Source organism: Streptomyces sp. NPDC025833 (assembly GCF_055558055.1).
The window spans coordinates 255,618-279,390 of the sequence record NZ_JBVHNF010000007.1 but is presented as its reverse complement, the minus strand read 5'-3'; the positions used below and the strand labels follow the sequence as shown (position 1 = coordinate 279,390).

The following is a 23,773-nucleotide window of genomic DNA, read 5'->3' as shown; positions in this document are numbered from 1 at the left end:
GCCCCCCCCCCCCCCCCCCCCCCCCGGGGGGGCCCCCCCCCGCCGGGGGGGGGGCCCCCCCCCCCCGGGGGGGGGGGCCCCCCCGGGCGGGGGGGGGGGGGCGGCCCCCCCCCCCCCCCCACGTCGACCCCGGCCCAGGTGAAGGCCGAGGTGGACACGTTGTACCGGGACGCCGAGGCGGCCACCGAGAGGTACAACGGGACGAAGGAGACCGCGGACACGGCCGAGCGACGAGTGCGCTCGCTCCAGGACGAGACCGCCCGCAGGCAGGAGAAGCTGAACTCGGCCCGGGACGCCCTGGGTTCGCTCGCGGCTGCGCAGTACCGGGACGGCACCATCGCCCCGGCCTGGCAACTGGCCCTCTCCAGCGACCCCGACCACTACCTGGACGGCGCCGCGCTGGCCGAGCGGGCCGACGACCGGCAGGCCGCCGCGATGTCCGGGGTACGCGGGCAACTCCGGGAGATCGAGCGGTTGCGCGGCGCCGCGCGCGTCGAGCTGACGTCACTGCGTTCCCGGCAGGCCGAGCTGAGACGGGAGAAGAAGACCGTCACCGGCAAGCTACGCGAGGCCCGGCGGCTGCTGGCACGGCTGACCCCGCCGCAGCGCGCCGAGGTCACCGGCTCCGACGGAGCGAGCGCACGCGCCTCCCGGTCGGCGGCGGATCCCCGGGGACCACTGGAACAACCCCGGTCCGCCCCCGCATCCGCACCCAGCGGGCGCGCGGCGGCGGCCGTCGCCTACGCCTACGGCAAGCTCGGCAGCCCCTACGTGTGGGGCGCCACCGGCCCGGACGCCTTCGACTGCTCGGGCCTGGCCCAGGCCGCCTACCGTTCCGCCGGCATCTCCCTCCCCCGCACCACCTACGCCCAGATCACCGCGGGCCGCCGTATCTCCCGGTCCGAACTCCTTCCCGGAGACCTGGTGTTCTTCTACTCCGGGATCAGCCACGTCGGCATCTACGTGGGCAACGGCCAGATGATCCACGCCCCGAACCCCTCGGCGCCGGTCCGCCTCGCCCCCGTCGACCAGATGCCGTTCGCGGGGGCGGCACGGGTGGCGTGAGGGTGAGGCACCGGGGCCGGACGCGTCCTCGCCGTGGGATCCCGGGGTCAGACCAGCCGGCGCGCGGTCGCCCAGCGGGTCAGCTCGTGCCGGTTGGACAACTGGAGCTTGCGCAGGACCGCCGAGACGTGGGACTCGACCGTCTTCACGGAGATGAACAGCTGCTTGGCTATCTCCTTGTAGGCGTAGCCGCGGGCGATCAGGCGCAGCACCTCGCGTTCCCGCTGGGTGAGGCGGTCCAGGTCCTCGTCCACGGGCGGGGCCTCGGTGGAGGCGAAGGCGTCCAGCACGAACCCGGCCAGTCTCGGCGAGAAGACGGCGTCGCCCTCCTGGACGCGGAAGACGGAGTCGATCAGATCGGTGCCGGTGATGGTCTTGGTGACGTAGCCGCGGGCGCCGCCGCGGATCACCCCGATCACGTCCTCCGCCGCGTCCGACACGGACAGCGCCAGGAACCGCACCGGCCGCTCGGCGTCCGCCGTCAACGCCGCGCACCGGCGGAGCACTTCGACACCGCCGCCGCCCGGCAGATGGACGTCGAGGAGGACCACCTCGGGCCGCGTCGCGGTGATGACCGCCACCGCCTGGTCGACGTCCGCGGCCTCGCCGACCACCTCGACCCCGGTCTCGGCGGTCTGCCCGATCTCGGCCTGGACGCCGGTGCGGAACATCCGGTGGTCGTCCACCAGCACCACCCGCACGTGCCGGCCGCCCGCGCCCCCTTCGGACTGGCCGGCCCCGGCCGATCCCGCCGTGCCGCTCGCCTCGCTCATGACGTCTTCTCCGCCCTCTCCATCTCCAGCTCGACCTCGGTCCCGCCGCCCGGCACCGACCGCAGCCGGGCCGTGCCACCGTTGCGCTCCATGCGGCCGATGATCGATTCTCTAACGCCCATGCGGTCCGCGGGTATCGCGTCGAGGTCGAAGCCGGGGCCGCGGTCGCGCACGGACACGAAGACCGTTCTCCCCTCGACTTCGGCGTAGACCTGGACGGCACCGCCCTCGCCACCGTACTTGGCGGCGTTCACCATCGCCTCGCGCGCGGCCTGCATCTGCGCCCCCGTCCCCTCGTCCAGCGGGCAGTCGCCGACGACCACGACCTCGATGGGCACGCCGTGCTTGTCCTCCACCTCGGCCGCGTTGCGCCGCACCGCCTCGGCCACCGTGTCCGGCTCGTCGGCTTCGTCCTTGCCGGTGCCCTCCGGCTTGTACAGCCACGTGCGCAGGTCGCGTTCCTGTGCGCGGGCGAGGCGGCGCACCTCGCCGGCGTTGTCGGCGTTGCGCTGGATCAGGGTGAGGGTGTGCAGCACCGAGTCGTGGACGTGGGCGGCGACCTCGGCGCGTTCCTGTGCGCGGATGCGCATGAGGCGCTCCTCGGACAGGTCCTGGGTCATCCGGACCAGGTAGGGGCCCGCGAGCAGGGTGATGCCGACGAGCACGGCGAGCGCGGCCTGCAGCACCGCGCCCAGGTGGGCGGTCGAGCCCTGCAGGACGAAGACGGCCGAGACACCGGCCGTGACGAGCAGGACCCCGGCGGCCGCGCGCAGCAGTGTCAGGGTGCGGCGCCGGCGGCCGGCCTCGGCCCAGCGGGCCCGGCGGGCGTTGTCCGCCTGGCGCCAGACGAGGGCGACACCGGCCGCGACGAGAACGGCGGGCACCAGGTACGCCTTGGCCGCGCTGCCCAGGTTCACGCTGCTGACGAAGACCATGGCGACGATGACCATGAGGAGCAGGGCGACGATCTGGCCCCGGTCGGGCTTGCGGGCCACCAGTCTGCGGCGGCCGTCCGGCGAGGTCTCCGTGCCCACCAGCGACCGCTTGTGGTCGCCGACGCCACCGATGCCGAGCGGGACGAAGAACCAGAACGCGGCGTACAGCAGCGCTCCGAGTCCGTCGGCCATGAACAAGCCGACGAAGACGAGCCGCACCCAGACGACGGGCAGTCCGAGATGCCCGGCGAGGCCCCGCGCCACTCCGCCCAGCCAGCGTCCGTCGCTGCTGCGGTAGAGCTTGCGCGGGGGCCGCGGGTCGTCGAGTGGCAGGGCTGCGGCTTCCGGCATGCCAATGATGGTCACACGCCCGGCGGGGCAGGGCATCAGGGTCGGTCCCGGAGACGCCCCTGATCTTCCCTCGGGACCGGTGCGGGACGCCCACCCGGAGGGTCCGCCGTGGCGGTCCGGGGCCGCTCGAACACCTCCCCGCCCCGTCTCAGGGCCGATTTCAGGGTTGGCCCAGGGTCGACCCGACTGCCGCGGCGACGGCCCGGCCGTCACCATGGACACATGACGGATCACGAGCACGCCGCGACGGGTCCGGGACCCGGCACCGGCCCGCGCCCGGCCCCGGGCACCGGACCGACGGATGCCGCGCCCGCCGCGACGGGGAAGACAGGAGCGGACGGTCCCGGCACCGGCGGACCCGACGACTACGGCACCGAGCCACCCGCCCACGACCGCCCCGGCGCCGACGCCGGCGACCCCCGTGCGCAGGCCGGTTCGCACGCCCGCTCCCGGACCGGCGCCCATCCTCCCGTGGACGAGCCGGAGCAGGGACGGGAAGCCGGGCTGCCCGTCCGGTTCCGGCGGGACCGGCGGCACAAGATGATCGCGGGCGTGTGCGCGGGCCTCGGCCGGCAGACCGAGATGGACCCGGTGATCTTCCGGATCACCCTGGCCGTGCTCTCCGCGGCCGGCGGCCTGGGGCTGATCTTCTACGGTTTCGCCTGGCTCCTCGTGCCCTACGAGGACGAGGAGGAGAACGAGCTACGCAAGCTCTTCACGGGCCGGGTGGACGGCCAGGCGCTTGCCGCCGTGCTGTTCGCGCTCGTCGGTTGCGGGATCTTCCTGACGATGCTGAGGAACGGGAGCGTGCTGGCCTTCGCCACGGTGCTCTCGCTGCTGCTCGCGGGCGCGGGGTACTGGTCGCAGCACCGCGGCGCCCCCAGCCCCGACCCCCTGGCCGCCCAGGCCGCCGCCGACGCGCCCCCGGAGGCCCAGGCGCCGCCGGTCGTCACCGCCTACCCGTCCTGGTGGCGGGACCCGATCGTCAAGGACGGCACCCACGTCGGCGGCACCGGCTACCTGTGGGGGCCCGGCAGCGCCCGCGAGCGGGACCTGACCTCGGTCGTGGACGTCGGCGTCGCCTTCCCGTGGACGCATGACGGGGCGATACAGACGCCCCGCGCCACGCCCCCGATACCGCACGGCTCGCACGGCCCGCGCGGCCCGCGCTGGATCGGTGGCTGGGTGTTCCTGCTCGCCCTGCTGGCGGGGGGCGTGGGCACCGGGCTCGGCTGGCACAGCCATCCGCTGGGCACCAGCCTGCAGACGGGGCTGGCCTGCGCGCTGGGGGTGTTCGGGCTGGGCATCGCAGTCAGCGCGTTCCTGGGCCGGACGGGCGCGGGGACGGTGTTCCTCGCACTGGTCACGGCGGCCCTGCTCGCCGGGGCGGCGGCCCTGCCCCGGGACATCACCGCCGACTGGCGCGAGACGTCCTGGAAACCGGCCGCGGCGACCCAGGTGCGCTCCGGCTACGACCTCGGCACCGGGCGGGGCACCCTGGACCTGACCCGGGTGCGCCCGGCCGCGGGACGGACGGTCGCCACGGAGGCGCGGGTGGGAGCGGGACAGCTGAAGGTGATCGTGCCGGCGGACGTGACCGTGCGGATGGCCATCGACGTGGGCGTGGGCGACATCCAGTTGCCCGGGGACGGCGACAAGGACGTGGACGTGCAGCCCGGCCGGCACAAGGACGTGACACTGACGGTGCCCGGCGGTGCCCGGAACTCGGGCACGCTGGACCTCACGCTCGGTGTAGGAGTGGGACAGGTGGAGGTCAGTCGTGCTGCGTCATGAGTTCCAACCCGGGAAGCTGGTCGCCGGGCTCTTCCTCACCGCCGCCGGTGCGGTCTTCGCGGGGGACGCGGCCGGCGCGTGGGACACCCCCTGGATCGCGATCATCCCGCTGGTCGTGGGCGGCCTGTGCCTCGCCGGCGCCGCAGCCGTGCTGACCCGGGGCATACGCAGACGGGGCAACGCCGAACGCGGCTAGAGACGGGGCCTCGCCGGGCCGGCGGCCGGTTTCGGGCTGCCGGGGCCGGCGGCGGTTTCCGGGGACCACGACGGCTCACCTCGGGGGACGACGCCCGGCGGCAGCCAGCCCCGGCAACGTGCCCCCGGCGGCAGCTCTCGGCCCGAGTAACCAGGTCCCGTCAGTAGCCGCGGTTTTCCCGGCGAGGCACCACCAACGTGCCCCGCCAGTGGCCGCCTGCCGCACAAGGTGCTCCCCCAGTGGCCGCCTGCGCCCTGGCGCGTTCCACGTGCGCTACGACGCGGTCCTAGCGGTAGCCGCCGGACCACCGTCGGCGGCGCCAGGCGGCGTCCACGGAGAGGTAAGGGGTGCCGGCGAGAACGAGGGGGATCCAGGCCATCAGGTAGGCGAGGTCGTTTCCGTAGTAGTAGGGGGTGGTGGCCCAGCTCACCGTCAGCCAGAGGCTGAGCGAGATCAGCGCGCCGCCGAGCGCGGCCAGTCGGCCGAACAGTCCGAGCAGGACGCCGACGCCGACGGCCAGCTCCCCGAGGGACATGGCATAGCCGAAGCCGACGGGATTCTTCAGGGCCAGGTCCACCAGGGCCGGGAGCGCGGCGGAGTCGCGGGCGGCGCTCATGGTCTCACCGATCGACCCGGCACCACTGGACCGCATGAAGGCGCTGTCGGTGAGTTTGTCCAGGCCGGCGTAGAGGAAGGTGGCGCCCAGGAAGAGGCGCAGGGGCAGCAGGGCGTAGTGGGCGGCGGTCTCCCGCCGGCCACGCAGACCCTCCAGCCGGATGGTGTGCGTGTCCGTCCGCATGCCTTGAGTCATCGCTGCCAGCCGCCTCTCGTCCGCCGAGCCCTCCTTGTCCGACGATACGTATGACGAAGGGAGTCTGTTCAATCCTGTCCCGGGTGTTTTTCCGGATTTCGGGTGCTCGTCCGGTACTGCCCGGCGGTCACTCCATCACCCGGACTCCCGGACACCCCGGACTCTCGGACCGGACGGTCGCCCGAGCACCCGGACCGAACGGTCACACCAACTCGGCGGCCGCTCCCTCACCCGGACTCGACGGCCCCCCTCACCCGGGACCGACGGTCCTCCGTCACCCGGGCTCGACGGTCCTCCGTCACCCGGGCTCGGTGGCGGTCACTCCGTCACCTGAAGCGGGTAGCGGTTGGTCGCCACGCCGGCGGCGGTCATCACCTGGACGTCCACCGCGCCGGGCTCCACGTCGGGGGGCACCGGCACGGTCAGGGTGGTGTCGGTGGGGTTGCGGAAGCCGCCCGCGACGGGGACCAAGGGGACGTGGACGTCGACCGCGCCGATGCGGACGACCATCCGGGCGAGCCGGTCCGCGCTCCGGGCGCCCGGCGGGACGAAGCCGGTGCCGCGGATCTCGATGTCGTCGCCGGTGCGGACCGGGCCGTCCAGATCGCCGGGCTCGCGGGCGCGGACCACTGACAGGATCACCGGCCGGCCGCCCTCGGCATACTTGCCGGCCAGGTAGGTCGCGGCCGACACGAGCACGATCACACCCAGGCCCCAGGGCAGGTCGGGCAACTGATCGGGGCGGCGGGCCAGCCGTACGGCGGCGTACACCAGGGCTACGGCGCTGATGGCGACGTACTGGATGTCCGCGAAGGCACCCCGGCCGGAGTCGTCGGTGAGCAGGTCGGCGGCGCGCGGGCGGTGGGCCGGCACCTTCTGCAGCCGCTGGCCGAGAATGCGCAGGCCCACCACCCGGCGGACCAGGACGGCGATGCCGCACACCACGGCGAGGACGGTCACCACGCCCGCGCCGCGCGCCAGGTCGAGGCCCGAGATCAGCGCGTCCCGTTCGGCGTGGCCGGAGGCCGCGGCCAGGCGGACGGCCAGCAGCAGGACCGCGTACAGGACGAACAGGACCCAGCAGGCGGCGACGGTACGGGAGGTGGAGATGCGGTTGTCCTCGCCGATCACCGGGGCGAGCGCTCCGCCGCGCGCCCGGTGCAGGAAGCAGGCGGCGCTCAGCGCACCGGCGACCACGAGCGCGGCGAGCAGGGCCGCGGTGCGGGCGCCGGTCCAGCCGGCGCCGATCGCGGTGAGCGCCTCGACGAGCAGCAGCACGGTGACCGCGCCCCACACCACACACACCGTCCACAGCCACATCCGGGCGAGCCGGACCGCGCCCTCGGCGCGGCCCTGCTCGGCGACGGCCTCGGCCCGCTGGGTCAGTTCCTCGGACACCCACTGGCGGGATGCGGTGGACGAGTGCGCCACGGCGGCCGGCAGTCCCCGTCCGGCGGCGAACTCGTCCCGCCGGCGCAGGAACGCGGCGACGGCCCGCCGGTGTCCCTCCCGGGCGCCGTGCGGGCAGTCCCCGCAGGTGCAGCCGCCGTCGTGGGCACCCCCGGCGCCCGTGTCACCTCTCGCCTCCTGCACCGCCACGCCCGCCGCCCGCCTTCCCCGCGCCCCGCCGCCCCCGCCACCGGCGCCCTCGGGACGCGTGACGGCCGGGCAACTCCCCTCCGATGACGTCGAATTCTGCCCTACATCGAGCTCCCGGGGTGGCTGGTCCGAACCACTGCGGGTGAAGCCGGGACCGCCGTGTTGACCCGGCCGCGCGGACCACGGCAGGGGGCGGAACCGGAGCCAGGACCACGGCCGGGACCACGGCGACGGCAAAGGCCAGGGCCGACGGCGAGGTCAAAGGCGAAGGCGAGGTCAAAGGCGAAGGCGCCTGAAGTGAACGCGACAACGGCGACGCCCGTGACAGCGATGACACCGACACCGACGACCAAACGCTCAGCTCAGCAGGTCCGGTTCGCCGCGGCTGATGTCCTGCCACAGCGGCTGGTAGTTGATCCAGGCCACCAGGTCGCCGCCGAGCTGTTCGCGGGTGGCGACGGCCGCCTTGTGGTCGATGAGCACCGGCCGGCCCGCCGCCTTCGCCAGCAGCTGCACCTGGCAGGACCGGTCCAGGGACAGGAACCACCAGGCGGCCGCGTCCACCGAGTCCCCGACGGTGAGCAGCCCGTGGTTGCGCAGTACGAGCGCCTTGCGGGAGCCCAGCGCGGAGGCGATCCGGCGGCCCTCCTCGGCGTCGACGGTGACGCCGGTGTAGGCGTCGTACAGCGCGAGGTCCTCGTAGAAGGCGCAGCTCTCCTGGGTGATGGGGTCGATGAGGTCGCCGAGGGCGGCGAGGGCGCGGCCGTGCACGGAGTGGCAGTGGGCGACGGCGACGACGTCGGGACGGGCGGCGTGCACCTGGGCGTGCACGGTGAACGCGGCCTGGTTGACGTGGTAGCGGCCCTCGATGACCTGCCCGTCCTGGTTGGCGAGGACGAGGTCGCCGACCGTCACGTGCCGGAACGGCATCCCGAACGGATTGACCCAGAAGCAGTCGGAGTACTCCGGGTCCCGGGCCGTGATGTGGCCGGACACCCCGTCCTCGAAGCCCGCGCGACCGAAGATCCGCAGGGCGCCGGCGAGCCGTTCCTTGCGGTGCCGGCGTTCGTCCTCGGCGGACTCGTGCATCGGCGGCATGGCGAACCGCAGCCGGTCGGTGGGCACCGGCAGGGGTGGGGTGGGCCCAGGCATGGATCCTCCGGTCGGGGATTGCGGTACGCGCCGGAAGGTACCGCCGGTCGTCTCGGAAAGGCAGAGCGGAATCGTGAAGATGCCGTACGCGGCGCATACCCGACAGGAGGTGTCGGGTATCCCCGTGAGACTGGGCCGCATGAACTGGACGGACTTCCGTGCCGCCGCGCCCGCCCTCGCGCGGACCGCCGAGAACCGCTTCGGCGCCCACCGCCACCACGTCCTGGCGACGCTCCGCGCGGACGGCTCGCCCCGCACGAGCGGTCTGGAGGTGCGCTTCGTGGGCGGCGAGCTGTGGCTCGGGATGATGCCGGGTTCCCTGAAGGCCCTCGACCTGCGCCGCGATCCCCGTTTCACCCTCCAGGCCAACCCGGGCGACGGGACGGACCTGGCCGGGAGGGTGGACCCGGCCGGGGGGACGGACCCGGCCGGGGGGACGGACCTGGCCGGGAGGGTGGACCCGGCCGGGGAGGCGGGCCCGGGTGCCGGGACGGACCTGGGCGGTGGCGACGTCCGGATCGGCGGGCGGGCCTTCGAGGTCGGGGAGGGCCCGGTCAAGGCCGCGTACGTGAAAGAGGTGGAACCGCCGCAGCCGTTCCACCTCTTCCGCACCGAGCTGACGGAGGTCGTACGGACCTGCGTCGAGGACGGCACGTACCTGGTCGTCCAGGTCTGGAGGCCCGGAGAGCCGGTGCGCGCTCTCAGGCGGACGTGACCGTCACCCGCGGGAGGACTACTCCCACTCGATCGTCCCCGGCGGCTTCGACGTCACGTCGACCACGACCCGGTTGACGTCCCGGACCTCGTTGGTGATCCGGGTCGAGATGCGGGCGAGGACGTCGTAGGGCAGCCGGGACCAGTCGGCCGTCATGGCGTCCTCGGAGGACACCGGGCGCAGCACGATCGGGTGGCCGTAGGTGCGGCCGTCGCCCTGGACGCCGACGGAGCGGACGTCCGCGAGCAGGACCACCGGGCACTGCCAGATCTCGCGGTCCAGGCCGGCCGCGGTCAGCTCCTCGCGGGCGATGGCGTCGGCGTCGCGGAGGAGGTCGAGACGCTCCTTCGTCACCTCGCCGACGATCCGGATGCCGAGGCCCGGGCCGGGGAACGGCTGGCGGTGGACGATCTCCTCGGGCAGGCCGAGCTCCGCGCCGACCATGCGGACCTCGTCCTTGAACAGCTTGCGCAGCGGCTCGATCAGCTTGAACTCGAGGTCCTCGGGCAGGCCGCCGACGTTGTGGTGCGACTTGATGTTCGCGGTGCCGGTGCCGCCGCCGGACTCGACGACGTCCGGGTAGAGGGTGCCCTGGACCAGGAACTCCACGGCCGGGCCCTCGTCGGCGATGATCTCGGCCTGCGCCTGCTCGAAGACGCGGATGAACTCACGGCCGATGATCTTGCGCTTCTCCTCGGGGTCGCTGACCCCCTTCAGCGCGGTGAGGAAGCGCTCCTCGGCGTCGACGACCTTCAGCTGCACGCCGGTGGCCGCGACGAAGTCCTTCTCGACCTGCTCGGTCTCGCCCTTGCGCATCAGGCCGTGGTCGACGTAGACGCAGGTGAGCTGGGAGCCGATGGCCTTCTGGACGAGGGCGGCGGCGACGGCGGAGTCCACGCCACCGGACAGACCGCAGATCGCGCGCTTGTCGCCGACCAGTTCGCGGATCGCGGTGACCTGCTCCTCGATCACGTTGCCGGTCGTCCAGTCGGGCGCGAGGCCGGCGCCGCGGTACAGGAAGTGCTCCAGGACCTGCTGACCGTGCGTGGAGTGCATGACCTCGGGGTGGTACTGGACGCCGTAGAGCTTCTTCTCGTCGTTCTCGAAGGCGGCGACCGGGACGACGTCCGTGGACGCGGTGACCGTGAACCCCTCGGGGGCGGCGGAGCAGGCGTCGCCGTGGGACATCCACACGTGCTGCTCGTCCGGGGTGCCCTCGAAGAGGGTGGAGGAGTTCCGGGAGACGTGCAGGTCGGTGCGGCCGTACTCGCGCGCCCCCGTGTTGTCGACGGTGCCGCCGAGGACCTGCGCCATCAGTTGGAAGCCGTAGCACATGCCGAAGACAGGAACGCCGGCCTCGAAGAGCTCGCGGTCGAGGCGGGGAGCACCCTCCTCGTACACCGACGAGGGGCCACCGGACAGGACGATCGCCGCGGGGTTCTTGGCGAGCATCTCCCGGACCGGCATGGTGCTCGGCACGATCTCGCTGTAGACCCGCGCCTCGCGGACGCGACGGGCGATGAGCTGGGCGTACTGCGCGCCGAAGTCGACGACCAGGACGGTGTCGGGGGTGGCGGCAGTGGGAGTCACTGATGACACGGGGTGCCTTCTGGTGGTCGGGCGGGGGTCTGTGCTACCGAGTCTAACGGGGCGACGGCGGGGCTTCCCCTGCGCGGCCCGTGGCATACTGGCCACATGCTCCAGCACACGACCTTCGTCTTTACCTATGGCACCCGGCCCGCCGGCTGCCATGGTCGTGCTGCTTGAGCTGACGCCAAGCGACTTCCCAGGCGCCCCGGGCCGACAAGGCCCGGGGCGCCTGTCGTTGTTCCGGGTCATGTCGTCCCAGGGCCTCCGCCTTCCCGACCGAGGAGCCCACCATGACCACCACCAGTGCGGGGACGAGCACCAGCGCGGGGACGACCGCCGCCCCGGAGGCGACCATCGCCGACGCCCGGGAGCGCATCGACGTGCTCGACGACCGGATCATCGGCCTGATCCAGGAGCGGATGGCCGTCTCCGCCGTCGTCCAGCAGACCCGTATCGCCGCCGGCGGGCGGCGCGTGCACCTCTCCCGGGAGATGGAGATCCTGGGCCGCTACCGGGACGCCCTGGGCAAGCCCGGCACCTCCTTCGCGATGACGCTGCTGGAGCTGTGCCGGGGCCGCATCTGAGTTCGGCCCCGCTCTCACCCGTGCGGAGCGTGACCGGTCAGGGCGCCGCCTCGTTGAGGGGGTGTCCGTGCCGGCCAGGTGCGGGCCCGACAGAACCCACGCGTGGCTCGCCGGGGCGATGAGGTGTACGGGTCGTGCCGTATGCCGTGGACCTCGCCCCGGGCAGTGACCGGACGGCAGGGGACAGCGGCCCGGTCACGCAGGAGGACGGCCGGCTCCGGGGACGACCGGGGCCGGCCGGCGGAAGACTGCGGACAGATCCAGGGCACATCCGCCGGATCGCCGCGGAACTCGGGCGCAGCCCCTCCGCGGTCAGCCGTGGGACACGCGGCGTCAGCCCCAACAACCTGACGCGGTATAGCCCGCGTAGTTGTCGTTGTAGACGTAGAACCAACCGTTGCCGTTCGATGTCCCGCAAGCGGTGTACCGGCCGCCCAGGATGACGCTGTTCGCACCACAGGCCCACGTCTGCCCCTTCAGGGCGGTGGTCACCAGAGCGGCACTGGTACTGGTGGTGGTGCGGATGGCCACGTTCTCCGACGCTGTCGCCTTGCCGTCGTCGCAGGCCGTGTTGGACCTGAGCTGGGTCGAGCCGTCGGCCGCACCGGCGACTCCCGGGAGGGCAAGGCCGACGGCGGCGGCAACCGCCAGCGTGACAGTCAGCCTCGATCGCATGATCTTTCCCATTGAGCCCCCTTTGATCGGTATGTGCGCAGTGAGTACCGATAAGTAGCGCCCGAGCTCCGCGCCCCGTCAAGCACCCGGTATGAGGTTGACCTGTTTTCGCGTCCGCCCCTGGTCGAGGGACTGGAGACTCGTCGGCCGGGTGCGGCCGTCAGGAGCCGGACACCGCTGCCGCCGAACTCGGCAACGGCTATGTGACTCACCTCACACAGTGAATCCCGGGTATCCGGAGCAACCCTTCTCGCTTGCCGCCGATCAAACCTCGCGGAAACGGCGAGAGGGACCTGCCTTCGGAGGGGGATGCAGGTCCCTCTGGACCGTCGCGGTCACTTCTTGGGCGGTACCGCCGGCATCCCCAGGAACGGCAGCCGCAGCGCGCCGAACGCGTCCGCCGGCACCGCCGGCGCCTTGGGCTCCACCGGCCGCAGCCGCTCGTACGCCGCACCCGGCGCCGGCCGCGGGTCCTCCTCGCCCTTGTTCGGCCAGAACGACATCGCCCGTTCGGCCTGCGCGGTGATCGTCAGCGAGGGGTTCACCCCCAGGTTCGCCGAGACCGCGGAGCCGTCCACGACCGAGATGCCCCAGTGGCCGTGCAGCCGGTGGTACGGGTCGATCACGCCCGTCTCCGGGGAGTCGCCGATGGGGCAGCCGCCCAGGAAGTGCGCGGTGAGCGGGGTGCCCATCAGCTCGCCGACGTTGCTGCCGGCGAAGCCGTTGATCTCGGCGGCGAGCGCGGAGGCGGCCTCGGTCGCGGCCCGGATCTGCTTGGGGTTCGGCGCGCCGTGCCCCTGCCGGGCGGTGAGCAGGCCCTTGCCGACCCCGGCGGGCTTCAGGTACGTCGTCAGCGAGTTGTCCAGGGACTGCATGACCAGGCCGATGATGGTCCGCTCCGACCAGCGCCGGTTGGACAGCGAGCGGCCGACCAGCAGCGGGTGGCGGACGGCGTTCGCCAGCCAGGCCAGCACGCGCGAGGAGCCCTCGGCGTAGGGCACCTGGAGGATGGACAGGCCGCCCATCGAGTTGGAGCCCTTGCCGTAGCGGACCGGTTCGACGTGGGTGTTGCCGTCCGGGTGGATCGAGGACGTGATGGCGACCCCGCGCGTGAAGTCGGCCCGCGGCTCGCCGGTCGCCCTGCGGTAGCGGCGGTCGTCGGTCTGCGCGCCGACCAGCGCCTCGGAGTTGGTGCGGGTCAGGTCCCCGAGCCGGCGCGACACGTACGGCAGCCGGCCGTCGGCCTTCATGCGGTGCAGCAGGGTCTGGGTGCCGTAGGTGCCGGCCGCGAGCACGATCCGGCGGGCGGTGAACAGCCGTCCCTCGCTCTTCTTCCTCCGGTGCGTCGGCAGGGTCGCGACCGCGTACCCGCCGCGCGAGTCGTCGGTGACGGACACGACGGTGGTCATGGGGTGGACCACCGCGCCCGCCTTCTCGGCGAGGTGGAGGTAGTTCTCGTTGAGGGTGTTCTTCGCCCCGTGCCGGCAGCCGGTCATGCACTCGCCGCACTCGATGCACGCCCTGCGGGAGGGGCCCGCCCCGCCGAAGTACGGGTCGTCCACCTCGCCGCCGGGCGGGGCCGCGGCCGTGCCGTCGGCGTCCTCGCCGTCGCCGAAGAAGACGCCGACCGGGGCGAGGTGGAAGGTGTCGCCGACGCCCATCCGCTGCGCCGCCGCCTTCAGGTGGACGTCGGAGGGGGTCATGGTGGGGTTGAGCCGCACCCCGAGCATGCGCCGGGCCTGGTCGTAGTACGGCTTCAGCTCCTCCTGCCAGTCGGTGATGTGCCGCCACTGGGGGTCCTCGAAGAACGCTTTCGGCGGTACGTAGAGGGTGTTGGCGTAGTTGAGCGAGCCGCCGCCGACCCCGGCGCCGGCCAGCACCATCACGTTGCCCAGCAGGTGGATGCGCTGGATCCCGTACATGCCGAGCTTCGGGGCCCAGAGGTAGTTCCGCAGGTCCCACGAGTTCTTCGGGAGGGTGGCGCGGGTGAAGCGGCGGCCGGCCTCCAGGACGCCGACCCGGTACCCCTTCTCGGTCAGGCGGAGGGCGGACACCGAGCCGCCGAACCCCGAACCGACGACGATCACGTCGTAGTCGTACCCGTCCTCGTCCCGGGCCTGGACAGACTTCTCCTGCGACACGTGCTCTCCTCGTCGGGAACGGGGGCGGATGGGGAACGGAGCGGGTCGGGAACGGGGGCGGCCGGCCGGTGCGCGGGGACTAGCGGAACCGGAAGGCCTTCATCAGGCGGAGGCTGGTGCTCATGAAGGCGGCGTACTGCTCGTCCGTCATCCCCAGGGACGGCGCCATCGGCAGCAGCCGCTGCTGGGCGACGGTCTGGGCCTCGGTGTACTTGAGGATGCCCTCGGAGCCGTGCCGGCGGCCGAGCCCCGAGTCCTTCATGCCGCCCATCGGGGACTGCGCGCTGCCGTAGGCGGGCGCGTAGCCCTCGTTGACGTTGACCGTGCCGGTGCGCAGGCGCGAGGCGATGTCGCGGCCCCGGCGGGCGTCCTTCGTCCACACGGAGGCGTTCAGGCCGTACGGGGTGGCGTTGGCGCGCTCCACGGCCTCCTCCTCGTCGGCGAAGCGGTAGACCGAGACGACCGGGCCGAAGGTCTCCTCCCCGCACACCGCCATGGAGTCCTCGACGCCGTCGAGGACGGTCGGCTCGAAGAAGTACGGGCCGATGTCCGGGCGGGCGACACCGCCCGCGAGCACCTTCGCGCCCTTGGCGACCGCCTCCTGGACGTGCCGCTCCACGGTCTTGAGCTGGCGCTCGCCGGCCAGCGAGCCCATGTCGGCGCCGTAGGCTAGGGAGTTGCCGAGCCGCATGGCCCGGGTGCGGGCGGCGAAGCGGTCGAGGAAGGCGTCGGCGACGGACTCGTGGACGTACAGCCGCTCGATGGAGATGCACAGCTGCCCGGCGGAGGAGAAGCAGGCGCGGACGGCGCCGGCCCCCGCCTTCTCGATGTCGGCGTCGTCGAGGACCAGCATGGCGTTCTTGCCGCCGAGTTCGAGGGAGACGCCGACCAGGCGGGCGGCGGCACCGGTGGCGACCTCGCGGCCGGTGCGGGTGGAGCCGGTGAAGGAGACGTAGTCGGCGTGCCTGACCAGCTCCGGGCCGACGACCGGGCCCTCGCCGAGGACGACCTGGAAGACCCCCTCGGGCAGACCGGCCTCGATCAGCAGGTCCCGCGCCCACAGCGCGGTCAGGCAGGTCTCCGTGTCCGGCTTCATCACCACGGCGTTGCCCGCGGCGAAGGCGGGCAGGGCGTCGCCGACGGACAGCTCCAGCGGGTAGTTCCAGGGGGCGATCTGGCCCACGACCCCGCGCGGGTGGCGCAGTTCGGTGACCTTGGTCAGGGCCGGCACGGCGCCCGCGTGCCGCTTGGGCCGCAGGTAGGCGGCGGCCCGGCGGCCGTAGTGGCGGGCCGCGACGGCGACGGCCTGCACCTCCTCGTGCGCGTGCAGGCGGGCCTTGCCGGTCTCCAGCTGGATCAGGTCGAGGACCTCGGCCTGCCGCTCCAGGACCAGGTCGTGGAAGCGGAGCAGCACGGCGGCCCGCTGCCGTACCGGGGTCCGCTCCCACACGGCCTGGGCGGCGCGGGCGGCCCCGAACGCCTCGCGGACGTCCTCCGGGGTGGACTCGGGCAGATCGGCCAGCTTCTCGCCGGTGAGGGGGGTGTGGTTGGCGGTGCGGCCGGAGCCGACGACACCCTTGGTGAGCTGGGCGACCAGCTCCGGGGTGACCACGTCGGCCGCGGTGCGGACGCCCGCGGGTGCGGGCGCGAGCGGGTTGGTACCGGCGGTGTGCGGGGCCTGCGAGTCCGTCATGAGGCGCAGGGTATGCCGCGGCGCACACTTTGTGTACCCGTCGGTAACGGGATTCACCGGGTACTCACACGCTGCCAGTGATCACTGGCAGGAAATGCGCTGATCAGGGCGTCGACGGGAGACGATCACTCGGCTCCGGGTTTCTTCGCGAGCAGCGGGCGCAGGGCGTCGAGGGGAGAGCGGCGCCGGGTGCCCGGCACCGTCCGCGCCTCCGTCCCCCCGGCCTCGCCGGGCGCCTCGGCCGGCTCGGGCTCGTCAGCCGGCTCGGTCGGCTCGGGCTCGTCGGCCGGCTCGGCCGCCTCCGCCTCCGGCCGCGCCCGCGGTACGGCGGTGCGGGGGAGCTGGTCGCCGAGGACGGCGGCGACCTCCTGCGGACCGGGCCGGTCCGCCGGATCGTCGGCGCACAGCCGGTCCAGCAGCGGGCCCAGCGCGCCCGCCCCCTCCCCCACCGCGGCGCGCAGCAGCGCGCCGAGGGACCACAGGTCGGAGGCCGGGCCCGCGCCGGGGCCCGCCGCCCGCTCGGGGGCGACGAAACCGGCGGGCGCGTCCTCCGCGTGCCCGTCCCCGATGCCGAAGTCGGTGAGGACGACGCGTCCGGTGCCGGACTCCAGCAGGACGTTGGCCGGTTTCACGTCCCGGTGCACGATGCCGACGGCGTGGCCGGCGCGCAGCGCGCCGAGCACGGCGAGCCCGATGCGCGCGGCCTCGGCGGGCGGGAGCGGACCGCGCCGCAGCACCTCGCGCAGGGACTCGCCCGCCACCAGTTCCATGACGATCCAGGGGACACCGTCCTCGGTGACGACGTCGTACACCGTCACGGCCGAGGGGTGGCGCACCCGGGTGACGGCGCGGGCCTCGTGGCGGAGCCGGTGCGCGGCGCGGCGGCTCTCCTCGTCCTCGGCCGGATCGCCGGGCAGCAGCGGCTCCTTGACCGCGACCGGCCGCCGCGCCTGTTCGTCCCGGGCCCGCCAGACCGTCCCGGTCGGGCCGGAGCCCAGACGTCCGGCAAGCCGGTACCGACCGCCGATCAGCCGTGCGCCGGGCGGGTGTTCGCCGTCTTCGGTCATGTCACATGAGTACCGTGCGCACCGCGCCGTTGTCGAAGCGGGCGCCCGGGCGGTACGGCGCCCTCCGCCCGCGCTCCCGCTCCCCTGTCCACGGCGGCGGGGCGGGTGAACCGGTCACCGGCGCGTGACCGAGAACGTGTCGACCGCCACGTCGAAGTACTCCCGCGCCTCCCGGACCTTGCCGACCGGCGCCGACACCCAGACGTCGTACAGCCGGCCGTCCTCCTCCCAGCACAGGTCGTAGGTGTGCCGGGGTCCCTCCGCCGGGCTGAAGCCGTTCCAGGTGAACTCCCAGAGCGCGGCGCGGTGCCCGGCGCGCGTGGCCGGGGTGACGCGGCCGTCGTGGTAACCGGGGTTGCTGGCGGGGCCGTCGGCGGCGGCCCGGTCCAGCACGCCCCGCGGGCCGTCCGGCTGCGTCTCGAAGACCCTGACGCCCAGGCGGAAGGTCTGTCCCGGCGAGAGGTAGAAGACGCGCTCGTCCTGCGGGCTGCGGGTGAAGTCCTCGGGTACGGCGAGGGAGAAGCCGGCCGGGTCCCGCGCGGTGCGGTAGCCGGAGGGCGCGGTGCGGACACCGGGGCCGGGCGGGAGGGAGGGCCGGGGGACGGACGTGCCGGAAGTCGACGTGGACGGCGACGGCGTGCCGGGAGGGGTCGTGGACGGTGCGGGTGACGGCGTGCCCGTGGGGCCGGTGCGCGTCCCGGGCGCCGGGCTCGTCGCCGTGCCGCCCGGGGCTCCCCCACCGCCGTCCCCGCGCCCGTGCAGCAGCAGCGCCGCGGCGGACACGCCCGCCCCGGCCAGCGCGGCGACGAGCAGCGCCGCCACCAGTAACCCCCGCGGGGACGACCGGGTCGCGAGCAGTTGTGTCGCGACGGGGAGCGGCCCGCCGTGCGGCAGGTCCGGCAGGGCCGGCGGGTACGGCTCCGGGGTCTTCGGCGTACGGCCTCCCCCGAGCAGGTGGATGAGTCCGGTGCCGTGCGGTCCCGCCGCGCCCGGTCCGGCGGGCGCGGGCGGGGTCCGGCCGGTCTCCAGGTACGTCCGCAGCATCCGCTCGGCGTCCACCGCGCCCAGCCGCCGGTCGGGATCGCGCTCCAGCAGGCCGCGGACGACGGGGAGCAGCGGGTCGGCCTGCGCCGGCGGGCGGATGTCGTCGCTGACGACGGCGTGCAGGATGCCGCCGAGCGAGTCGCGCCGGAACGGCGACTCGCCGCTCAGCGCCGTGCACAGCAGCGCGCCCAGGGACCACAGGTCGGACTCCGGGCCGGTGCGCAGCCCGGACATCCGCTCCGGCGCGGTGTACTCGGGCGAGCCGACGAAGGAGCCGGTCTCGGTGAGCGTGGTGGCGCCCTCGACCTGGGCGATGCCGAAGTCGGTGAGGACGACCCGGTCGGTGCCGTCCTCCAGCAGGACGTTCGCGGGCTTGATGTCCCGGTGCAGGACGCCCGCCTCGTGCGCGGTGTGCAGCGCGCTCAGCAGGGCGATGCCGATCCGCGCGGCCTCGCCGGCGTCGACGGGCCCGTGCCGGGAGATCCGGTCGGCGAGCGAGCCGCCGTCGACCAACTCCATGACCAGGTACGGCCGCTCGTCCTGTTCGATCACGTCGTGCACGACGATGATGTGCGGGTGCCGAAGCTGGCAGACCGCGCGGGCCTCCCGGAACGTACGGTCGCGGCGGCGCCGCATGTCGTCGTCCGGGAGCGAGTCGTCCGGCAGGAGTTCCTTGACCGCCACCTGACGGCCCAGTACCTGGTCGCTGGCCCGCCACACGACGCCCATGCCGCCGCGCCCGACGCGTTCCTCCAGGCGGTAACGGCCCGCGATCAGCCGGAAGCCGGCTCCCTCGGTCCCCATGCGCCCATCATGCCGCAGCGGGCGTCCGCCTCCCCGGAAACCGGGCGCCGCCCGGGCACATCCGGCCCGCCCACCGGCGGCTTCCGGCCGCGGCCGGGGTCCCCGGGTGCGCCGGTGCCATCCGCCCGCGCGGGCGCACGGGACCGGCGCGCGGTGCCGGCGCTACTGCTGCCAGCCCTGGAGCACCGACTTGAACTGCGCGCTCGTCGTCGCCCAGTCGGCCGCGGGCGAGGACATGTAGATGACGTACTCGACGCCGTCCCGGGAGATGTACATCTCCTCGACGGCGCGCCGCGGCCCCGGGAAGGGGGTGTCCTTGGGCTGTGCGGTCCAGGTGTACTCCCAGACGGAGCCGTCGATGTCGCGGTAGAGGTTGTTCTCCAGCCGCACCCGCCGGTAGTCGACCAGCCGGCGGCTGATCTGGTCGTCCAGGTCGAGCTGGTGCGACCTGGCGTCCTTGAAGTCCGGTGAGGTGTCGATGGCGATGCGGACGAAGTGCTCGCCGCCGTCGGGCGTGTAGTCGACCTGCCTGAGGTCGCCGGAGACGCCGACCACCTCGCGCGACCAGCCCTCCGGCAGGTAGACGCTGAAACCCCACTCGTCATCGTAGCGCCGCCAGGAGGAGGGGATCGTCCCGTCCTGGCCCGGTTCGGCACTGCCGCCGGCGCTGGCGGAGGGCGACGTGACGACCGGGGTGACGGTCCCGCCCCGCCCGTCGGTCCGCTCCATGTCGCCCCAGAGCTGGAAGGCCGCCGCCGCGCCGGCGCCGAGCACGGCGGCGGTGACGACGACGAGCGCGAACGTGCGCAGCCGGCGCCGCGGCCGGGCCGGTGCCGTACCGGCCGGGGGCGGGAACACGGGGGACACGGGTGTCACGGACGTCGGGCCGGTCGCGGGCCGGCCCGCGCCGCCCGGCGCCCCGGGGAAGGGACCGGCGCCGGGGGTCCCGGGCACGCGACCGGCGGACGGGCTTCCGTGGAAGGGACCGGCGGCCGGGTGGCCGGCGGAGCCGTGGCCCGGGTCGCCCGGCCCGCCCGGGGGCGCATCGGGCATCCGGGCCGGCACGAACACCCGCGTGGTGCCCGGCCGACTGCCCTCCGCCACGTCGGCGAGCATCCGCTCGGCCTCTTCCGGGGCCGGCCGCCGGGCCGGGTCCTTGTCCAGCAGGGCGGCGATGACCGGTCCGAGCGGACCGGCGTGGCGCGGATCCGCCACGTCCTCCTCGACGATCGCCTGCATGGTGCTCAGCGGCGAGGTGCGCCGGAACGGGGAGCGCCCCTCCACCGCCGTGTACAGCGTGGCGCCGAGGGCCCACAGGTCGGAGGACGGGCCCGGGTCGTGGCCGCGCACCCGCTCCGGTGCCAGGTAGTCGACGGAGCCGACGACCTCCCCGGTGCGGGTGATGGTGGTGTCGCCCTCGATCTGGGCGATGCCGAAGTCGGTGAGCAGCACCCGGCGGTCCGTGCCGAGCAGCACGTTGCCGGGCTTGACGTCCCGGTGCAGCACACCGGCGGAGTGCGCGGCGCACAGCGCGCGCAGCACCCACAGGCCGATCCGCGCGGCCTCCTGGGGCTCGATCCGGCCGCGCTCCTTGACCGCGTCGGCCAGGGAGTTGCCCTCCACCAGCTCCATCACGATCCACGGGCGGCCGTCGTGTTCGAGGACGTCGTGGATGGTGACCACGGCCGAGTGGTTGATGCGCGCGGCGGCCCGCGCCTCGGCACGGGTGCGGGCGAGCAGCACGGCCTGGTCGCTGTCGGACACGTAGAGCGCGGCGGTCAACTCCTTGATGGCGACCTGCCGGTGGAGCACCTCGTCGTGGGCGCGCCACACCCGGCCCATGCCGCCGCTGCCGATGGAGTCGGCGAGCCGGTAGCGGCCTGCTACGAGCAGGCCCTGCATCTGATTCACGTTGCCCCGCAATGCTTTTGACAGGGCCAGACTAGGGACCGGCCCGCACGCGGGGAACCAGCGGGGTGCGAAGTAGAGCGCACTGTGACGATGGTCATTTCCGCGCGAGAGGGGGAACCGGACCGCCGTGCCCCGCACATGGATACACGTGCTCAACCGGTGTAGCGATAGGTCGCGGTGGCCTGCTCGTACAGCCGCGTCACCTCGTCCCGCTCGGCCTCCGGCCCCCGCACCTGGACGATGTGGTAGCGGCCGTTCAGCAGCAACGCCATGTTCCGTACGAACAGGTCCCTGCCCTGTCCGTCGGTCCAGGTGAACTGCCCCTCGGCCATGGTCCGTCCGCCCACCTCGGTGGTCCGCAGCCCGGTCGCCGTGGCCCAGCTGGAGTCGCGGTACGGCTGCAGTTCGCGCTCCTTGTCCCGCTGGTAGACCATCGGGTCGCCGCCGAACGCGGACGCGCCGTCCCGGCCCGGTACGACGATCATCTCGAAGTTGCCGTGTGCGTAGACGACTTGGCCGCTGCCGTTCTTCGGGGTGTGCTGCCAGCCGTCGGCGACGGCGACCTGGAAGCCGACCGGGTCCTTGCGCAGGGTGAACCCGTCGGGGACGGCCGGGTCCCCGCCGGTCTGCGTCTCGGTCGCGGGCGTGGACGCGGAGGCGTCGCCCTCCGGTGCGCTCTGCCCGGACGACGGCTGCCGGGTGTGCGAGGGCACGGGACTCGGCTGCCCGGCGTTGCCGGTGCGGTCCGCGCCCGCGGTGTCGCCGCCGTCCTGCTTCGGCATGAAGAGCATCGCGTACGCGATCGCGCCGGCCAGCAGGGCGAGGACCAGCAGGAGCAGGCTCCGGCCGAGGCTGCGGGGCGAGCGGGCCTCCGCCCGCTCCCGGGCCCGCTTGTGCCGGCCGGCCGGATGGGCGGCGGGCAGCCGGGCGCGGCGGCGGCGCACCAGCTCGCCGCGGCGCCGGACGATCGGCAGCCGGGCCGGGTCGGCGGGCGGCACCGGGACGACGTGGACGCCGGCGTCCGGCTCGGGCGCGGACCGCACCAGGGAACGCAGCCAGCCGCTCAGCTCCTCGACGTCCGGCCGGTCCAGCGGGTCCTGGCGCAGCAGCGACTCCACGACCGGGCGCAGCGGGCCGCACTCCTCGGCGAAGGCGGGCGGCTCGGCGCACACCAGCTGCACCAGCTCGGCCGTCGAGTCCTCCGGGTAGGGGGCATGGCCCTGCACGGCCCGGAAGAGCAGCGCACCGAGTGCCCACAGGTCGGTGGCGGGGCCGATCGGCGCGGCGAGCTGCCAGTTCTCGTGCACGGAGCCGGCCTGTTCCGGTGCCCACCGCTCGGTCACCGGGCCCACCACGGTCATCCGCACCTGCCGCGCCCGCTCGGCGGCGAGGGCGGTGCCGGGTCCCCGGGACCCGGGTCCCGGCTCGTCCCAGCGGTCGGCCGGCTGCGCGGGGACCGGGGCGGGGGCGAGTCCGGCACGGGCGGGGGCGGGGTCCGGCCGGTTCCCGGCGCCTGCCGGGCCGCGGCCGTACCCCTGGACCGGCACCTGTCCGGGACGTCCGGCGCCGGCGCCCGGGGCCGGGGCGGTGCCGCCGGGTCCGGGGCGCGGTGCGGCGCCGTGCCAGGGGGCGCCGCCCACCCCGTAGGGGTCGACGGTCCGGCCGGGCGGCACCGCGCCGCCCGGCTCCGCGGGGTACGGCGGCCGTACCGCGGCGTCGGTGCCGGGGGTGCCGGTCCCGCTCTCGGCGGGCGGGCGGGCACCGGGCAGCGCGGGGCGCGTGTCGCCCTGGGCCTCGTGCACCCGGGCGGCGGCGCGGGCACCCGCCCGGTACGCGGCGATGGCCCCCGCCCGGGCGGCCCGGATGTCGGCACCGGGCTCCAGGGCCGGCTGCGGCACGCCCGGCGCGGCGCCGCCGCCCGGGGCCGGTCCGCCCGCCGACCGCGCCTGGATGGCGGCCCGCCGCGCGGCCTCGGGGTCGGTCCCGGCGGCCGCCGCCGGGGCGCCGCCCGCACGGACGCCGGGCCCGTCGGGGGTGCCGGGTGCGGAGCCGGGAGCATGGTGCGGGGGGCCGCCGTCACCGGGTGCGGCCGGACCGGTGCCGGGCGCCCCCTCGGGAGCCGGCACCGGGTCGTACCCGCACAGCGCCTCCTCCGCCGCGCCGGCCGCCAGACCGGTCAGCATCACACGGCCGTCGTCGCAGACCAGGACGGTGCGGACGGTGATGTTGCGGTGCACCCAGCCGTGGGCGTGCAGCACCCGGAGCGCCATGAGCACGTCGGCGGCGACCTCGGCCGCCCGGTACGGCGACAGCGGCTTCCCGGTGAGCAGGGCGGCCAGCGGGCGCGCCGCCACCATCTCGCTGACGATCCACAGGGACCCGCCCTCGGCGAAGACGTCGAAGACCTGGTCCAGGCGCGGGTGGTCGGGTATGCGGGCCGCCGCCTGGGCGGCCTCGACGGCGCGCCGCACCGCCGGATCGGCGGGCTGCCGGGTGGCGCCCCTGGCCTCCGGCGCCCGGCGGGTGGTGCGCTCACGCGCGGTGAAGCCCTCGGGCAGTCCCTCGGCGTCGAGCACCTCGGCCTCGACGACCTCCGGCAACGGCACCTGGCGGATCAGCACTTCCTGACCGCTGTAGGTGTCGAAGGCGCGGGTCTCGGTGAGTTCGTACTCCTCGGACGGCGGCAGCGGCAGGCGGTAGCGGTCGGCGAGCACCCGACCCGCGTAGTCGTCCACTTTGCCTCCCCCGGCCGCCCGGTTGGTCGCATCCGTTCGCCTCGCGGTCCGTCTCGCACACGCATGCGGCTGCGTACGGTCCGCGATCCTTCACGATACGTGCCGCAGGCAACCCGCAAGAAGCGGATGACGGATTCT

At 74.3% G+C, this 23,773-nt stretch carries 17 protein-coding genes and 1 pseudogene; 5 read left to right on the top strand and 13 right to left on the bottom strand.

Annotated features, from left to right (window positions below; translation table 11 throughout):
- Positions 1-117: 117 nt before the first annotated feature.
- Positions 118-1,065 (top strand): annotated as a pseudogene (locus ACZ4K2_RS14730) (C40 family peptidase); the annotation flags it as partial.
- 47 nt (positions 1,066-1,112) lie between these two features.
- Here the strand turns inward: ACZ4K2_RS14730 and ACZ4K2_RS14725 are convergent.
- Both ACZ4K2_RS14725 and ACZ4K2_RS14720 read right to left on the bottom strand, forming a co-directional pair.
- Positions 1,113-1,838 carry a LuxR C-terminal-related transcriptional regulator gene (locus tag ACZ4K2_RS14725; RefSeq protein ID WP_467478140.1) on the bottom strand — a complete coding sequence of 242 codons (726 nt, stop codon included), beginning with the start codon at positions 1,836-1,838 and terminating at the stop codon, positions 1,113-1,115.
- Positions 1,835-3,124, bottom strand: a complete 1,290-nt coding sequence (locus tag ACZ4K2_RS14720) for an ATP-binding protein (RefSeq protein ID WP_467478142.1) — start codon at positions 3,122-3,124, stop codon at positions 1,835-1,837. The genes ACZ4K2_RS14725 and ACZ4K2_RS14720 overlap by 4 nt, the downstream gene beginning before the upstream one ends.
- Before the next feature lie 222 nt (positions 3,125-3,346).
- Here ACZ4K2_RS14720 and ACZ4K2_RS14715 point away from each other — a divergent pair, with 222 nt between their 5' ends.
- Positions 3,347-4,918, top strand: coding sequence for a PspC domain-containing protein (locus ACZ4K2_RS14715; protein ID WP_467478144.1), 1,572 nt, complete (start codon positions 3,347-3,349; stop codon positions 4,916-4,918).
- A complete protein-coding gene (locus tag ACZ4K2_RS14710) occupies positions 4,905-5,114 on the top strand; it encodes a hypothetical protein (RefSeq protein WP_467478148.1) in 210 nt (69 codons plus the stop codon). Before ACZ4K2_RS14715 ends, ACZ4K2_RS14710 begins: the two co-directional genes overlap by 14 nt.
- Before the next feature lie 286 nt (positions 5,115-5,400).
- Here ACZ4K2_RS14710 and ACZ4K2_RS14705 read toward each other — a convergent pair whose 3' ends face one another.
- From ACZ4K2_RS14705 to ACZ4K2_RS14695, 3 genes are all read right to left on the bottom strand, one after another.
- Complete coding sequence (locus ACZ4K2_RS14705; protein WP_467478151.1) at positions 5,401-5,925, bottom strand: DoxX family protein; 525 nt, start codon at positions 5,923-5,925, stop codon at positions 5,401-5,403.
- 318 nt (positions 5,926-6,243) lie between these two features.
- Positions 6,244-7,524 (bottom strand): hypothetical protein, encoded by a 1,281-nt coding sequence (locus ACZ4K2_RS14700; protein ID WP_467478155.1) that lies wholly within the window; start codon positions 7,522-7,524, stop codon positions 6,244-6,246.
- 357 nt (positions 7,525-7,881) lie between these two features.
- Positions 7,882-8,676: a class II aldolase/adducin family protein gene (locus ACZ4K2_RS14695; RefSeq protein ID WP_467478157.1), complete on the bottom strand. Its 795-nt coding sequence runs from the start codon at positions 8,674-8,676 to the stop codon at positions 7,882-7,884.
- A 139-nt stretch (positions 8,677-8,815) separates the two neighbouring features.
- Here ACZ4K2_RS14695 and ACZ4K2_RS14690 point away from each other — a divergent pair, with 139 nt between their 5' ends.
- Positions 8,816-9,391, top strand: a complete 576-nt coding sequence (locus ACZ4K2_RS14690) for a pyridoxamine 5'-phosphate oxidase family protein (protein ID WP_467478159.1) — start codon at positions 8,816-8,818, stop codon at positions 9,389-9,391.
- Positions 9,392-9,409: 18 nt separating this feature from the next.
- On the opposite strand, the gene guaA is transcribed toward ACZ4K2_RS14690, so the two are convergent.
- Positions 9,410-10,990, bottom strand: coding sequence for a glutamine-hydrolyzing GMP synthase (guaA, locus tag ACZ4K2_RS14685; protein ID WP_467478164.1), 1,581 nt, complete (start codon positions 10,988-10,990; stop codon positions 9,410-9,412).
- Between the two features lie 281 nt (positions 10,991-11,271).
- On the opposite strand from guaA, the gene ACZ4K2_RS14680 reads away from it, so the two are divergent.
- A complete protein-coding gene (locus ACZ4K2_RS14680) occupies positions 11,272-11,565 on the top strand; it encodes a chorismate mutase (protein ID WP_467478166.1) in 294 nt (97 codons plus the stop codon).
- 333 nt (positions 11,566-11,898) lie between these two features.
- Here the strand turns inward: ACZ4K2_RS14680 and ACZ4K2_RS14675 are convergent, their stop codons facing one another.
- From ACZ4K2_RS14675 to ACZ4K2_RS14645, 7 genes are all read right to left on the bottom strand, one after another.
- The gene (locus ACZ4K2_RS14675; RefSeq protein ID WP_467478169.1) at positions 11,899-12,252 is read right to left on the bottom strand and encodes a hypothetical protein; all 354 of its coding nucleotides are present in this window, start codon (positions 12,250-12,252) and stop codon (positions 11,899-11,901) included.
- Positions 12,253-12,575: 323 nt separating this feature from the next.
- Positions 12,576-14,381 (bottom strand): GMC oxidoreductase, encoded by a 1,806-nt coding sequence (locus ACZ4K2_RS14670; RefSeq protein ID WP_467478171.1) that lies wholly within the window; start codon positions 14,379-14,381, stop codon positions 12,576-12,578.
- Between the two features lie 79 nt (positions 14,382-14,460).
- Positions 14,461-16,074, bottom strand: a complete 1,614-nt coding sequence (locus ACZ4K2_RS14665; protein WP_467478174.1) for a succinic semialdehyde dehydrogenase — start codon at positions 16,072-16,074, stop codon at positions 14,461-14,463.
- Between the two features lie 125 nt (positions 16,075-16,199).
- A complete protein-coding gene (locus tag ACZ4K2_RS14660; protein ID WP_467478177.1) occupies positions 16,200-17,141 on the bottom strand; it encodes a serine/threonine-protein kinase in 942 nt (313 codons plus the stop codon).
- Between the two features lie 114 nt (positions 17,142-17,255).
- Positions 17,256-18,989, bottom strand: a complete 1,734-nt coding sequence (locus tag ACZ4K2_RS14655) for a serine/threonine-protein kinase (protein WP_467478178.1) — start codon at positions 18,987-18,989, stop codon at positions 17,256-17,258.
- A gap of 162 nt (positions 18,990-19,151) precedes the next feature.
- Entirely contained in the window at positions 19,152-20,891 is a 1,740-nt protein-coding gene (locus ACZ4K2_RS14650; protein WP_467478181.1) for a serine/threonine-protein kinase, read from the bottom strand.
- A gap of 161 nt (positions 20,892-21,052) precedes the next feature.
- Positions 21,053-23,635 carry a protein kinase gene (locus ACZ4K2_RS14645; protein ID WP_467478183.1) on the bottom strand — a complete coding sequence of 861 codons (2,583 nt, stop codon included), beginning with the start codon at positions 23,633-23,635 and terminating at the stop codon, positions 21,053-21,055.
- Positions 23,636-23,773 lie beyond the last annotated feature (138 nt).

Coding starts and splice junctions, on each gene's coding strand:
- ACZ4K2_RS14690 (WP_467478159.1), top strand. CDS start 8,816: ATGAACTGGACGGACTTCCGTGCCGCCGCGCCCGCCCTCGCGCGGACC.
- ACZ4K2_RS14660 (WP_467478177.1), bottom strand. CDS start 17,141: ATGACCGAAGACGGCGAACACCCGCCCGGCGCACGGCTGATCGGCGGT.
- ACZ4K2_RS14695 (WP_467478157.1), bottom strand. CDS start 8,676: ATGCCTGGGCCCACCCCACCCCTGCCGGTGCCCACCGACCGGCTGCGG.
- ACZ4K2_RS14705 (WP_467478151.1), bottom strand. CDS start 5,925: ATGACTCAAGGCATGCGGACGGACACGCACACCATCCGGCTGGAGGGT.
- ACZ4K2_RS14665 (WP_467478174.1), bottom strand. CDS start 16,074: ATGACGGACTCGCAGGCCCCGCACACCGCCGGTACCAACCCGCTCGCG.
- ACZ4K2_RS14720 (WP_467478142.1), bottom strand. CDS start 3,124: ATGCCGGAAGCCGCAGCCCTGCCACTCGACGACCCGCGGCCCCCGCGC.
- ACZ4K2_RS14655 (WP_467478178.1), bottom strand. CDS start 18,989: ATGGGGACCGAGGGAGCCGGCTTCCGGCTGATCGCGGGCCGTTACCGC.
- ACZ4K2_RS14650 (WP_467478181.1), bottom strand. CDS start 20,891: ATGCAGGGCCTGCTCGTAGCAGGCCGCTACCGGCTCGCCGACTCCATC.
- ACZ4K2_RS14675 (WP_467478169.1), bottom strand. CDS start 12,252: ATGGGAAAGATCATGCGATCGAGGCTGACTGTCACGCTGGCGGTTGCC.
- ACZ4K2_RS14725 (WP_467478140.1), bottom strand. CDS start 1,838: ATGAGCGAGGCGAGCGGCACGGCGGGATCGGCCGGGGCCGGCCAGTCC.
- ACZ4K2_RS14680 (WP_467478166.1), top strand. CDS start 11,272: ATGACCACCACCAGTGCGGGGACGAGCACCAGCGCGGGGACGACCGCC.
- ACZ4K2_RS14715 (WP_467478144.1), top strand. CDS start 3,347: ATGACGGATCACGAGCACGCCGCGACGGGTCCGGGACCCGGCACCGGC.